We start from the raw sequence: 14554 nt of genomic DNA on the forward strand, positions 1-14554 counted from the left end.
TTGAATCAAAAGGACATACAATGGAGGTGTTGCTGCAGAGAGTCAATCATATTATTTCAGACCGATTCAAATTCTCTGAAAAAAGAGTTGAAAAAGCAGAAAAGATTTTATAATATGAAATCAAGTTAGTTTGTTTGGTCAACAAACTAATAAAACCCGCTTTAATTATCCATCATGTAAAGATCTTAAATGGGAGGGGGATAAGAGGCTCGATTTAATTGGAGGTATATAAAAAGCGAAAGCCAAGCTTTTATCCTGTTCACTGCTATCTGATCACCATTTGGATGTTGAAAATGCTCTGTGAAAGTAAACCGCTGTCATTTTTGAAAGCGCTTTTATACGCCGCTCACCGGCTGATAATTTTAAAGAAATGTTATACCATTTCATCATGTTCCTTATGTAAAGGATCGAAAAGGGGAGAAATCATGCTCAGTGAAAATGTAAAGAAGATCAGCATGGTTGAAAAAGTTGGATATGCGTCTGGAGATTTTGCTTGTAATTTAATTTATGCAACAGTGTCTACGTATCTTTTGTTCTTTTATACAGATGTTTTTGGTTTATCGGCAGCAGCAGCCGGTACGATGTTTTTAGTGGTTAGAATCATCGACGCTCTCGCTGATCCTTTTATCGGAACAATAGTTGACAGAACAAATAGCAGGTTTGGCCGCTTTAGACCGTATCTTTTATTCGGAGCTTTTCCCTTTGTCATATTGGCAATACTCTGTTTTACAACCCCGGATTTTTCGGATATGGGGAAATTAATATATGCCTATATCACCTATGTCGGCTTGTCGCTTACATACACCATGATAAACGTGCCATATGGCGCGTTAACATCTGCAATGACCAGAAATAATCAAGAAGTTGTTAGTATAACGTCTGTCCGTATGTTATTTGCGAATCTTGGGGGACTTGTCGTTGCATTTTTTGTTCCCTTACTGGCTGCTTATTTAAGCGATACTTCCGGCAGCGAATCTCTTGGCTGGCAGCTAACCATGGGTATTATGGGAGTTATAGGCGGGTGCCTTTTAATCTTTTGTTTTAAAAGCACAAAAGAGCGTGTCACGCTTCAAAAATCCGAAGAAAAAATTAAATTTTCGGATATATTTGAGCAATTTCGTGTGAATCGGCCTCTAGTTGTATTAAGTATTTTCTTTATTATTATTTTTGGAGTGAATTCAATCAGTAATTCGGTTGGCATCTATTACGTAACATATAATTTAGAAAGAGCGGATTTAGTGAAGTGGTACGGTTTGTTGGGAAGTTTGCCTGCTTTGGTCATTTTACCGTTTATTCCAAAGCTTCATCAATTATTAGGGAAGAAGAAATTACTAAACTATGCATTATTACTGAATATGATCGGCCTCTTAGCTTTACTTTTCGTTCCGTCAAGTAATGTATTCCTCATACTTTCCTTTCGATTACTGGCCGCTGCCGGAAGTCTCACTGCCGGGGGATATATGTGGGCGCTTATTCCTGAAACAATAGAATATGGAGAGTATAAGACCGGGAAAAGAATGGGCGGTCTCATATACGCTATTATCGGATTTTTCTTTAAATTCGGTATGGCTTTGGGAGGGGTTGTACCGGGTTTGGTTCTAGATCAGTTTGGATATGTGGCAAATCAGGTGCAAACGCCGGAGGCATTGACGGGAATTTTAATTACAACAACCATTATTCCCGTGTTCTTACTGGTTCTGGCCATGATTGATATTAATTTCTATAACTTAGATGAGAAAAAATATAAAAGCATGGTTCGAGAATTAGAGAATAGAGACAAAGTTTATTTGGATCATATTGACGATTTCAAAGCTTAAAACATGATGAGTCAACAGAAAATAGCTGAGGAGGAGTTCAAAATGAAGATTATCAATCCAGTACTTAAAGGATTCAACCCCGATCCGAGTATTTGCAGGGTTGGAGAGGATTATTATATCGCTGTATCTACATTTGAGTGGTTTCCGGGAGTCCAGATACACCACTCAAAAGATTTAGTCAATTGGCACTTAGTTGCACATCCATTACAGAGAGTATCGCAATTAGACATGAAAGGAAATCCTAATTCAGGCGGGGTCTGGGCGCCATGTTTAAGTTACAGTGACGGAAAGTTTTGGCTGATCTATACGGATGTTAAGGTCGTAGATGGCGCCTGGAAAGATTGTCACAATTATTTAGTGACTTGTGACACGATTAATGGTGAGTGGGGGGAGCCGATACCATTAAACAGCTCGGGTTTTGATGCTTCTTTGTTCCATGATACGGATGGAAAAAAATATTTATTAAATATGTTATGGGATCAGCGTATTGATCGGCACTCCTTTGGAGGCATTGTCATGCAGGAATATTCTGATAAGGAGCAAAAACTAATCGGTAAACCGAAAGTGATATTTAAAGGAACTGAAAGAAAGCTGACAGAAGCGCCGCACCTTTACCGTATCGGGAACTATTATTATTTATTAACCGCAGAAGGAGGAACGCGGTTCGAACATGCTGCTACAATTGCCCGTTCTGCAAATATTGAGGGTCCATATGAAGTTCATCCTGATAATCCTATCTTAACGTCATGGCATACGCCGGAAAATCCGCTGCAAAAATGCGGACATGCATCCATTGTACAAACACATACAGGTGAGTGGTATTTAGCTCATTTAACGGGACGTCCCATTCATCCGGACAATGATTCAATTTTTCAGCAGAGAGGATATTGTCCTCTAGGCAGAGAAACAGCTATTCAAAAGCTCTATTGGAAAGATGAATGGCCTTATGTAGCAGGCGGAAAAGAAGGGAGCTTGGAGGTGGATGCGCCTTCTATACCCGAAACCATGTTTGAAGCAACGTACCCGGAAGTTGATGAATTTGAGGATGCAACATTAAATATTAATTTTCAAACGTTAAGAATTCCGTTTACGGAGAAATTAGGATCATTAACTCAAGTGCCAAATCATTTACGATTATACGGCCGTGAATCCTTAACTTCGACATTTACTCAGGCATTTGTAGCCAGACGCTGGCAAAGTCTCCATTTTGAAGCCGAAACGGCTGTTGCGTTTTATCCGGAACATTTTCAGCAAGCCGCTGGATTGGTGAACTATTACAATACAGAGAACTGGACGGCTCTTCAAGTCACGTATGATGAAGAACTTGGCCGTATTCTTGAATTAACGATATGTGATAACTTCTCTTTTTCAAAACCGTTAAAAAATAAAATTGTGATTCCTCGTGAAGTCAAGTATGTCTATTTAAAAGTGAATATTGAAAACGAAAAATATTATTATTTCTATTCATTTAACAACGAAGATTGGCACAAAATTGACATTGCATTGGAATCGAAAAAATTATCAGATGATTACATCCGCGGTGGGGGATTCTTTACAGGAGCTTTTGTGGGGATGCAATGCCAAGATACGAGCGGTCATCATATTCCGGCCGACTTCAGATATTTTCGTTATAAAGAAAAATAATTAGCACATGAAAAAGGAGATTTCTATTTTAGAACTCCTTTTTCATATAAGAAAGTGTCCTATGTCAGTATTGATTCAGAAATACTCCTAGAATAAAAAAACCCATCTTTAAAGATGAGCGTAAAACATAGAAGTATGTACATTTCAGTTATGAACCATGTCGAGAAAATGATCAATCACAATAGAGGACATTCCTAAAGCGGGTGCATTTTTTCCTAGGATAGATGGTAATAATTCATAGCTATTGTCTAAATGGGAATAAACCCTGGATGACACTTCACTTTTAATTGAATGTAAAACCATAGGATGCGATTCAATGATGCTGTTTCTTAAAATGATGGCTTGCGGATTAAATGTATTTAGAATATTGGTCAGGCCTATTCCTAAATAGAAACCAAAATTTTGTAATGCCTGTAAAGTTCCAACATCATTCAGATGGGCGAGGTCTATGATATCTTGGCTGGACACTTTTTTCTCTTTCGTCTGAAGAGATGTTACTAAAGCCTTCTCTGAAGCATACAATTCCCAGCAGCCTCGGTTTCCGCAGCTGCATTTAGGACCCTTAAAGTCTATTGTCATATGTCCCATTTCTCCAGAAAATCCGCCAACCCCTCTATATAAATGATTGTTGATTATAACGCCGATCCCTATTCCTGTACCGATACTTGCATAAATCATGTTATCGTGATTTTTTGCAGCTCCAAATACTTTCTCTCCATATGCGCCGGCATTTGCCTCATTTTCAATAAAAACGGGCACATTGAACTTCTCTCGGATGAAAGATTTTAAGTCAATATCTCTCCAGTTGGAGTTCGGAGTGAAAACAATTTTTTGATTTTTGTCAATCAGCCCGGGCACGCAAATACCTATACCAATAAGCCCGTACGGAGATTGGGGCATATGCGTAATAAAGTGATGAATCATCTCAATTAAAATATCTTTAGTGATTTCTGGAGAATTGCATTCCAAACGATGGTGTTGATCAAGGACGATCGTCCCTTCAAGATCTGTTAAAATGCCATTAACATAATCCACGCCAACATCTATTCCTACGGAGTATCCTGCTTTTTTATTAAAAACAAGCATGACAGGTCTTCTGCCGCCGCTGGATTGTCCCTGACCTATTTCAAATACGAGGTTTTCTTTCATTAATGTGTTTACCTGTGACGAAACAGTTGATTTATTTAATCCGGTCATTTCAGATAATTTTGCTCTTGAAATAGGAGAATTCTTAAGTATTTCGTTTAGTAATAACTTTTGGTTAACTTTTTTGACAAAGGCTTGATCAGCGATATCCACTTCATCCACTCCATTTGTATAATCTTTAAATTAAGTTGAACGTTCTGTGTTATCGTGCGAAACGCAGTACATAGCGAATCCAACCTTTATTATATCTAATGTGTTCGTAAAAAACTAAAAAAAATATTGAAAATACTGATGAGGTTATATAAGATGAAAATAAGTTAGTTTGTTTAGGCAACAAACTAATATATACATGTCATAAAAGCATTTGTATTTGAATGATCATGTTTAGAATTTATTTTTAAGGGGGAAATCACACATGGCTCACTCTCATTCCGGTTCAGTCAACTATTTTGAAAGCGTAAACAAAGTGATTTACGAAGGGAAAGAATCCACGAATCCTTTAGCATTTAAATACTATAATTCTCAAGAAGTAATTGGCGGAAAAACGATGAAAGAGCATTTGCGATTTTCTATTGCCTATTGGCATACATTTACCGCTGACGGCACAGACATTTTTGGCGCAGCTACGATGCAGAGACCGTGGGATCACTATAAAGGCATGGATCTGGCGAGAGCGAGGGTAGATGCAGCGTTTGAGCTGTTTGAAAAACTGGATGCGCCATTTTTTGCTTTTCATGACCGGGATATCGCACCTGAAGGAAGTACGTTAAAAGAGACAAATCAAAATCTGGATATAATCGTGGACATGATAAAAGACTACATGAGAACCAGCGGCGTTAAGTTATTATGGAATACTGCAAACATGTTTACGAATCCCCGTTTCGTCCATGGTGCGGCGACTTCTTGTAACGCAGATGTATTTGCGTATGCCGCAGCCCAAGTAAAAAAAGGATTAGAAACAGCAAAAGAGCTTGGCGCCGAGAACTATGTATTTTGGGGCGGACGTGAAGGGTACGAAACTTTGTTAAATACCGATTTAAAATTTGAGCTTGATAATATGGCCAGATTTATGCATATGGCAGTGGATTATGCGAAGGAAATCGGGTATACAGGGCAGTTTTTGATTGAACCAAAACCAAAAGAGCCGACCACCCATCAATATGATACGGACGCAGCAACAACCATTGCCTTTTTAAAGCAATATGGCTTAGACAATCATTTTAAATTAAATCTCGAAGCCAACCATGCCACATTAGCCGGGCATACATTCGAACATGAATTACGCATGGCGAGAGTGCATGGTCTGCTTGGCTCTGTTGACGCGAATCAGGGTGATCCCCTTTTAGGCTGGGACACAGATGAATTTCCGACAGATTTATATTCTGCGACATTAGCAATGTACGAAATCCTGCAAAATGGCGGTCTTGGAAGCGGCGGATTAAACTTTGACGCAAAGGTCAGAAGATCTTCTTTTGAGCCTGATGATTTACTATATGCCCATGTTGCAGGGATGGATACATTTGCAAGAGGGTTGAAAGCCGCCCACAAATTAATCGAAGATCGTGTGTTTGAAGATGTGATTCAACACCGTTACCGCAGTTTTACTGAAGGGATTGGTCTTGAAATTGCAGAAGGAAGAGCTGATTTTAAGACACTTGAGCAATATGCGCTGAACAATCAGCCAATTAAAAACGAATCAGGGAGACAGGAGCGGTTAAAAGCGATATTAAACCAATACATTTTACAGGTATAATGAAAAAAGAAGCTCCAGATCCCGCTGTAAAAAGATGCAGGCAGCCAAGTTCCCGGAATTGCCCGTCATGAAGTTACTGTTATGGCGGGTCATTTCAATGGGGATCTATTTAGAGAGGAAGGAGTGAAAAAATGAAGTATGTCATTGGAATAGATCTTGGAACGAGTGCCGTTAAAACCATTTTAGTCAATCAAAACGGCAAGGTTTGTGCAGAAACGTCCAAAAGTTACCCGCTCATCCAAGAGAAGGCGGGATATAGTGAGCAAAATCCTGAAGACTGGGTGCAGCATACAATTGAAGCATTGGCTGAATTGATTTCGATATCCAACGTTCAAGCCGGGGATATTGACGGGATTAGCTATTCAGGACAAATGCATGGGTTAGTACTGCTTGACCAAGATCGGCGGGTGCTGCGTCATGCGATTCTTTGGAATGATACCAGAACGACGCCTCAATGTAGCAGGATAACCGAGACATTTGGCGATCATCTGCTTGATATCACAAAAAACCGTGTTCTTGAAGGGTTTACATTACCTAAAATGTTATGGGTGAAGGAACATGAGCCTGAACTTTTTAACAAAACCGCTGTTTTTTTGCTTCCGAAAGACTATGTGAGATTCCGCATGACTGGCGCCATTCACACCGAATACTCCGATGCGGCGGGAACGTTACTTTTACATATGACCCGCAAAGAGTGGAGCGATGAGATTTGCAATCAATTTGGTATTTCAGCGGAAATTTGTCCTCCGCTTGTTGAATCCCATGACTGTGTAGGATCGCTGCTTCCGAGCGTTGCGGCGAAGACAGGGCTGTTGGAAAAAACAAAAGTGTACGCCGGGGGAGCAGATAATGCTTGCGGTGCTGTCGGAGCCGGTATTCTTTCTTCCGGAAAAACGTTATGCAGCATTGGGACGTCAGGAGTCATACTTTCCTGTGAGGAAGACAAAGAAAGAGATTTTAAAGGGAAAGTGCACTTTTTTAATCATGGAAAGAAGGATTCTTTTTATACGATGGGGGTCACGCTCGCTGCAGGGTACAGCTTGGACTGGTTTAAAAAAACGTTTGCGCCAAACGAATCGTTTGAACAATTATTGCGGGGAGTGGAATCTGTTCCGATAGGAGCAAATGGACTGCTGTACACTCCTTACTTAGTCGGTGAAAGAACGCCGCATGCTGATTCATCTATTCGGGGAAGCTTGATCGGAATGGACGGAGCCCATAAAAGAGAGCACTTTTTGAGGGCGATAATGGAAGGCATCACATTCTCTTTATATGAATCAATTGAGCTATTCCGCGAAGCGGGAAAATCAGTTGATACGGTTGTCTCTATTGGCGGGGGAGCTAAAAATGAAACGTGGCTTCAAATGCAAGCTGATATTTTCAATACGAGGGTGGTTAAGTTAGAGAATGAACAAGGTCCCGCCATGGGGGCTGCGATGTTAGCTGCCTTCGGAAGCGGGTGGTATGACTCTCTTGAAGAATGTGCAGAGCAGTTCATTCATGAAGCAGCTGCATTTTATCCAAAAGAACAAAATGTTCGAAAATATAAAACACTATTCGAGTTGTATAAGAACATTTACGTTCACACAAAAGATCTCAATACAGCTTTAAAGAGCTTTAGACAAAAATGAAGAAAGAACCTCGCCAAATTGGCCAGGTTCTTTTTATATTGCACAAAAACAGACACGGTGATATAATCAAAACACGTGCGCTTTCTGTGTGAAAAGTCATAGATATCCATCTTATATTATGATTATATCATGCTGAAAAGCTCTTGTCAAATTTTTTTGAAGGGGAGATATAGAATGAGTTCTTTGGTTCTCGGCATTCACGAAATTGAAAAAACACAGCCTTTGCTCGTTGGAGGAAAAGGGTTACATTTAGGGGAATTATCAAAAATTCAAGGAATACAAGTACCGGAAGGATTTTGTGTCACAACCGCAGGATATCAAAAAGCCATTGAACAAAATGAAACATTACAAGCGCTGTTGGATCAACTGACCATGCTGAAAGTGGAGAATCGGGATCAAATTGGTGAAGTCAGCAAAAAAATCCGGCAAACCATTATGGAAACAGAAATTCCTTCAGATGTAGTCAAAGCAGTTGCTTGCCATCTCTCCCGGTTCGGCGAAGAACATGCCTATGCCGTACGTTCCAGTGCGACAGCTGAGGATTTACCGCATGCCTCTTTTGCCGGTCAACAAGACACCTATTTAAATATTACCGGCGTCGATGCGATCTTGCAGCATATCAGTAAATGTTGGGCGTCCCTATTTACGGATCGCGCGGTCATTTACCGTATGCAAAATGGATTTGATCACAGCCAAGTTTATTTATCCGTTATCATCCAAAGGATGGTGTTCCCTCAGGCTTCGGGAATTTTATTTACCGCTGATCCGATAACCGGAAACCGAAAGCTGCTGTCCATCGATGCCGGTTTTGGACTTGGTGAAACACTTGTCTCCGGCTTAGTCTCTGCCGATTGTTATAAAGTACAGGACGGGCAAATCGTCGATAAGAGAATAGAAACTAAAAAATTGGCTATCTATGGACGAAAAGAAGGCGGAACAGAAACACAGGAGATCGCTCTTGATCAGCAAAAGATTCAAACACTGACTGATGAACAAATTTTACAGCTGGCACGTATCGGGAGACAGATCGAAGCTCATTTCGGCCAGTCGCAAGATATCGAATGGTGTTTGGACCGCGATACTTTTTATATTGTCCAAAGTCGTCCGATCACAACGTTATACCCCGTTCCTGAAGCGAACGATCAAGAAAATCACGTCTATATCTCTGTTGGTCATCAGCAAATGATGACGGATCCCATAAAACCCCTTGGATTGTCTTTTTTTCTGTTGACGACTGCTGCACCCATGCGTAAAGCCGGCGGAAGGCTATTCGTTGATGTCACACATCAACTGGCATCTCCTAATGTCAGAGAAGTTTTCTTAAAAGGCATGGGGCAGCACGATCCGCTCTTAAAAGACGCACTTATGACCATAATAGAGCGAGATGATTTCATTAAGCCGGTACCTGATAAAACGGCACCGATTCCCGGCAAAGGCAATGCAGATATGCCGGAACAAGCTGAAAACGATCCGGCAATTGTTTCTGATTTGATTAAGAGCAGTCAGGCATCGATAGAAGAGTTAAAACAAAACATCCAGACGAAATCAGGATCTGATTTATTTCGTTTTATTTTGGAAGATATCCAGGAATTAAAGAAGATTCTATTTAACCCGAAAAGTTCGGTGTTGATTCGAACTGCAATGGATGCTTCATCATGGATTAACGAAAAAATGAACGAGTGGTTAGGTGAAAAAAACGCAGCAGATACGCTTTCTCAATCTGTACCCCATAATATTACCTCAGAAATGGGGCTTGCGCTATTGGACGTCGCCGATGTGATCCGCCCTTATCCAGAAGTAATTGCCTATTTAGAGAATGTAAAAGATGATCACTTTTTGGATGGGCTGGTGACGTTTGAAGGCGGGCGGGAAACCCGTGACGCTATCTATGCTTATCTCAGCAAGTACGGAATGCGATGTGCCGGAGAAATTGATATGACAAGAACTCGATGGAGCGAAAAACCAACTGCACTTGTCCCTATGATTCTTAATAATCTCAAAAACTTTGAGCCAAATGCCAGCCAGCGGAAATTTGAGCAAGGGCGGCAGGAGGCGTTGAAGAAAGAACAAGAGTTATTAGACCGATTGAAGCAATTACCGGATGGTGAACAAAAAGCCAAAGAAACCAAACGAATGATCCGCATCATCCGGAACTTCAGCGGGTTCAGAGAATATCCAAAATACGGCATGATCAGCCGCTACTTCGTTTATAAGCAGGCTTTACTGAAAGAAGCCGAACAACTCGCAGAAGCGGGCGTTATTCATGAAAAAGAAGACATATACTATCTCACTTTTGAAGAACTTCAGGAAGTCGTACGCACACATAAATTGGATTACCAAATCATCAGCACACGAAAAGGCGAGTACAAAGTATATGAAAAACTATCTCCGCCGCGTGTTATCACATCTGACGGTGAAATCGTTACAGGCGAGTACAAACGAGAAAATCTCCCGGCCGGTGCGATTGCAGGGCTGCCCGTTTCCTCGGGAGTCATAGAAGGGCGGGCACGGGTTATTTTAAACATGGAAGATGCCGATTTGGAAGATGGAGATATATTAGTTACCTCCTATACTGATCCCAGCTGGACGCCATTGTTTGTATCCATAAAAGGCCTGGTCACTGAAGTTGGCGGACTGATGACCCATGGAGCGGTTATCGCGCGTGAATACGGCTTACCTGCAGTTGTTGGAGTTGAAAATGCAACCCAATTGATAAAAGATGGGCAGCGAATCCGCGTTCATGGAACAGAAGGCTCTATTGAAATATTATAATAGCGGGGGTGTGCAGCACGTCACCAGATATTTCCTGCATTTTACTAAGAAAAGCCGGAACCTCTTAAAGGAGGAATCCGGCTTTTTTTATGTGAAAGCCATTTTGCTTAACAATTATTTATATGAATGGTAGCGTTTTATTAAAGAGAGAAGGTGATTTATGAGATGGTCTGTTTGATATGTAGTATTGGTGCCGGATGACAATTATTTTTTTACAAAGGGGTTATTTTCATGAACAAGTCTTGTGTTAAAGATGAAGACAAGTCTGGTGTCTTTGAGACAGAAAAGTCTGCAGAAGATAAAACGGGCTCATCATCAAACATGATGAGTGCTAAGGGTTGGACTGGATGTGTATTAGATTGTTTATGCGATAAGAATATTAGCCAATGGGCAATCACTGGTTTAACTATTTTATGTGGAACTGCTTGCTATGCTTGTATAAATACTGCAGGTATTATTGGTGTCAATGCAAGCTTTGATTGGGAGAAATGTAAATGATTAATATTTTAAGTAAGATACTATTTATTTTGTCTGGTTGCGCATTGTTGATCTTTGGGATCATTTTAAAGAATGGATCAATGGCTTTTGGATTGTTCGCCTTAATCTTCATAGCAGCAATATTAGTCCGAGTATTTCATAAAAGATCTGAAAAGGATTAGCAGCCGTAGGCAGGGGAAGAAACTCTCCTGCTTATGAAAAAACTTCAGAGTAAAAATAAAATGTTTATTTTAAATGGATTTGTTTTTCAAAAGTAAAAACGCCATAAAACTTCTTATGGCGTCTGTCCGAACTAAGGGATGCAATGATTGGGAGACGAATATAAATCGTCAATGTGCTAGAAAAGGAATGCAGCACCTACAATGATTAACAAAATGAACAGCACAACGATCAATACGAAAGAGCTTCCACCGTAATTTCCACCGTAGTTCCCCATATTATTGCCACCTCCTGTTGTTAGGATAGTACATAATATGCCGGACGATAAATTTCGACATAGATTTAAGTCTAAATAAGAAAAAATGGATGTTATGTCTAAAATGAAGAGCTTCTAAGACAATAAATAATAGAGGAGGGATATGGCTAAACATGCAATAAAACTGTGTATGAAAGTGGTGAGCTATGAAGTTACTTCATCATGCAGAGCCACATACGAAGAGATACAGGGAAATTATAGTTAACGAAAATATTCATCATTTCCCGGGCAAGCGCAGTATACGACAAATCAAAACAAATCACAAAAGGACGGAAGGTACGATACAAGGAGGCTGCTTGCGGGTTTGTGGTGCAGATAAAGTTATAGGCAACGATGACCGGGGCGGCTGCGGATCAACTGAAACGAAGTATATTCCCAGGCAAGGAGTATTTCTTTAACCTGAAACTTTTATAAAGCATTAACGTATTACTTTATAAAGGTAAGTAAGGAGGCTTCTGGATGGGATTAAAAAATTTCTTTAATACTGAGTTAAAATGCTCTATCTGCGGAAAAACATTAAAATCTGGGGATGAGATAACAGCTTATCTTACACTTCCGAGTGAGAAGAAGATGCCTGTGGGGAGAATGGACAAAGTGTTAAGCAAACACTCTGATAAGGTCTGCTGTAAAAAGTGCAGTGAGTAGGTTTTTAGTGTTATGAGGAACCTCTGGCGGGTTTCCTCATAACAAATATCAACCAATTAAATTAGAAAAAAGCGAAATTGTGATGATTAAAGTAGATAAAGAACTGAGGGATACTAAAGGGATCATTTTTCGTTTACTTTGTTTTTTTGAAGGTTTGTTTAGCTCGTGGATCACTGCACCCCATAAAAGCATGGATGCTAAAATGATAAGACTCATATGTAACAACACTCCTTTGTTTGTTTTTATAAATTTTACCATATATATCACAAGGATGTCGATTGAACGAACATCTCTTCTAAAATTGTTGAGAGATTCAGTGAACTATTATGTAGATTAATTGGGCCTCAAATTACTCAGTGAAGATGAAGCTGTATACATAAGCAAAGGTTTAACAGGCGTTTTATTGAATATCAGATGAAGCGATAGAAGGGTTTATCGGGGTTGCAAAGTATAAAGCATATGGTATTCGCGTATTATGCGGTTAGGTGGAAAAATTAAGCTTTCTGCATGGTTTCTTGAAGTGACAGGAGGTGAGCGGCATAAATGTGTCAAAGCCAAAAGAGCACTTCCAACCCTAATAAGGAAGGAATTGAGAATTGAAATTAGAACGTTTGTTATCAATCATATTCAAGCTCTTACATAATGAAATTTTATCTGCCTCCAGTTTAGCTGATGAATTTCAAGTATCAACGCGGACAATTTATAGAGACATCGAAGCGATTTGTGCAGCTGGAATACCAGTCGTTTCATACCAAGGGGCTAACGGCGGTTTTGGGATAATGAGAGGATACAAATTTGATAAAAGTTTAATCGGTTCTCATGATGTATTGAATTTAATTACAGTATTAAGCAGTTTGTCGAGTGTTTTTGAAGATAAGGAAGTTGAACACACGATAGATAGATTAAAATCTCTGGAAACAAGCGAAAGCAGCAGGACTTTGTATGTTAACTTGGAAAGCCTTACAACAGAACCGAATTCATTAATCCGGCTGCGAAAAGCTATACAGGAAAAAAAGGCAGTACGCTTTGATTATGTCAGTAATAAAAATGAATTTACATCACGTGAAGTAGAACCTATCCACCTTCATTATAAGTTTCGTAATTGGTATGTATATGGCTTCTGCAGAGAACGTCAAGATGATAGAGAATTTAGAGTATCACGTATGATGAATATAACGCTTACTCAAGAAGAGTTTTTGCGCAGTCACAAAGTGAAAGATGAACCATCTTATTCAGAATCCGACCTGGGAGGGTTTGCGGATGTAGTCATTTGGGTTAATCCTAATTCCATAGCTAAAGTATTAGATCAATTTCAGAACGCTTCAAAAGTCATGAACAGCGATGGAAGTATGACGTTTACAATCTCTGTGTATCGGCCTCAGCATGCCGGATGGCTTAAATCAATTCTTTTGAGCTTTGGCAGTGGCGCTAAAATTATAAAACCGGTGGAACTGCAATCAATTTTAATAGATGAAGCTGAAAAAATAATGAAAATTTATAAAGATGTATGACAATCTGCTGTCATATATCTTTTTTTATAATCACAAGTATCAACTTTAAAGGAGAGATGTGAAATGAACCATGTGAAAAACATGTATCAGTACCATGTTTGGGCGAATAAAGCGTTATTAGAAAGAATAAAGGAATTACCAAGTAATGTCCTTTATGAAGAGGTTCATAGTTCATATCCTACAATTGCTCAAACGTTCAGTCACATTTGCGCGGTGGATGTTATGTGGCTGCAAGTACTTAAAGGAATAGACATGCAGGAAGCATTGGAAGGTTCTATGGCTTATGCAGAAAAGGCTCATTTATATTCTGCAGATGAATTTGCGGCGTCTTATGAAGAACTGGCTTCACAGTTTGAAGAATGGATGAATAGCCAAACAGATTTAGAACAAAAAATGAACTTAAATAATCCTTGGTTAGGTTACAGAGAAACTGCTTACTCAGAAATTTTATTCCATGTTGCCAATCACGGAACTTATCATCGGGGCAGCATAACAACTATGTTAAGACAGCAGGGCTACGCTTCGGCAATGAATGACTTTGTATTATATTGGTATCAGGATTAGTTCAGAGAATACTTGCAAAATGAATAACCGCCGAATAGTCTGTAAAATTTCTTTCTGAACTAAATGACAAAGTCTCATTCAGTCTGGGTGGGGCGCTG

11 protein-coding genes are annotated in these 14554 nt (G+C 39.7%); 9 read left to right on the forward strand and 2 right to left on the reverse strand.

What is annotated here, in order from left to right:
* Positions 1-425 precede the first annotated feature (425 nt).
* Both U2H13_RS09190 and xynB read left to right on the forward strand, forming a co-directional pair.
* Positions 426-1817: an MFS transporter gene (locus tag U2H13_RS09190; protein WP_021493442.1), complete on the forward strand. Its 1392-nt coding sequence runs from the start codon at positions 426-428 to the stop codon at positions 1815-1817.
* A 42-nt stretch (positions 1818-1859) separates the two neighbouring features.
* A complete protein-coding gene (gene xynB / locus U2H13_RS09195; protein WP_154817677.1) occupies positions 1860-3461 on the forward strand; it encodes a xylan 1,4-beta-xylosidase in 1602 nt (533 codons plus the stop codon).
* Between the two features lie 144 nt (positions 3462-3605).
* Here the strand turns inward: xynB and U2H13_RS09200 are convergent, their stop codons facing one another.
* Entirely contained in the window at positions 3606-4760 is a 1155-nt protein-coding gene (locus tag U2H13_RS09200; RefSeq protein WP_376700780.1) for an ROK family protein, read from the reverse strand.
* Positions 4761-5022: 262 nt separating this feature from the next.
* Between U2H13_RS09200 and xylA the strand changes: the two genes are divergently transcribed.
* The 4 genes from xylA (at position 5023) to U2H13_RS09220 (ending at position 11261) form a co-directional block, all read left to right on the forward strand.
* Positions 5023-6360, forward strand: a complete 1338-nt coding sequence (gene xylA, locus U2H13_RS09205) for a xylose isomerase (protein WP_017417840.1) — start codon at positions 5023-5025, stop codon at positions 6358-6360.
* 131 nt (positions 6361-6491) lie between these two features.
* Positions 6492-7991, forward strand: a complete 1500-nt coding sequence (gene xylB, locus U2H13_RS09210) for a xylulokinase (RefSeq protein WP_232489686.1) — start codon at positions 6492-6494, stop codon at positions 7989-7991.
* A gap of 174 nt (positions 7992-8165) precedes the next feature.
* On the forward strand, positions 8166-10763 hold the full coding sequence (ppsA, locus tag U2H13_RS09215; protein WP_376700781.1) for a phosphoenolpyruvate synthase: 2598 nt from the start codon (positions 8166-8168) through the stop codon (positions 10761-10763).
* Positions 10764-10994: 231 nt separating this feature from the next.
* Complete coding sequence (locus tag U2H13_RS09220) at positions 10995-11261, forward strand: hypothetical protein (RefSeq protein WP_109566964.1); 267 nt, start codon at positions 10995-10997, stop codon at positions 11259-11261.
* A 337-nt stretch (positions 11262-11598) separates the two neighbouring features.
* Here the strand turns inward: U2H13_RS09220 and U2H13_RS09225 are convergent, their stop codons facing one another.
* Entirely contained in the window at positions 11599-11697 is a 99-nt protein-coding gene (locus tag U2H13_RS09225; RefSeq protein ID WP_003154037.1) for a YjcZ family sporulation protein, read from the reverse strand.
* 498 nt (positions 11698-12195) lie between these two features.
* Between U2H13_RS09225 and U2H13_RS09230 the strand changes: the two genes are divergently transcribed.
* The 3 genes from U2H13_RS09230 (at position 12196) to U2H13_RS09240 (ending at position 14456) form a co-directional block, all read left to right on the forward strand.
* Positions 12196-12381, forward strand: a complete 186-nt coding sequence (locus U2H13_RS09230; RefSeq protein ID WP_003154035.1) for a hypothetical protein — start codon at positions 12196-12198, stop codon at positions 12379-12381.
* Positions 12382-12977: 596 nt separating this feature from the next.
* Positions 12978-13892, forward strand: a complete 915-nt coding sequence (locus U2H13_RS09235; RefSeq protein WP_109566965.1) for a YafY family protein — start codon at positions 12978-12980, stop codon at positions 13890-13892.
* Positions 13893-13955: 63 nt separating this feature from the next.
* Positions 13956-14456 (forward strand): DinB family protein, encoded by a 501-nt coding sequence (locus tag U2H13_RS09240; RefSeq protein WP_109566966.1) that lies wholly within the window; start codon positions 13956-13958, stop codon positions 14454-14456.
* The last annotated feature ends 98 nt before the right edge of the window (positions 14457-14554 follow it).

The sequence above is a fragment of the Bacillus sp. A1 genome, assembly GCF_042296235.1.
GTDB classification, from domain to species: Bacteria; Bacillota; Bacilli; order Bacillales; family Bacillaceae; genus Bacillus; species Bacillus velezensis.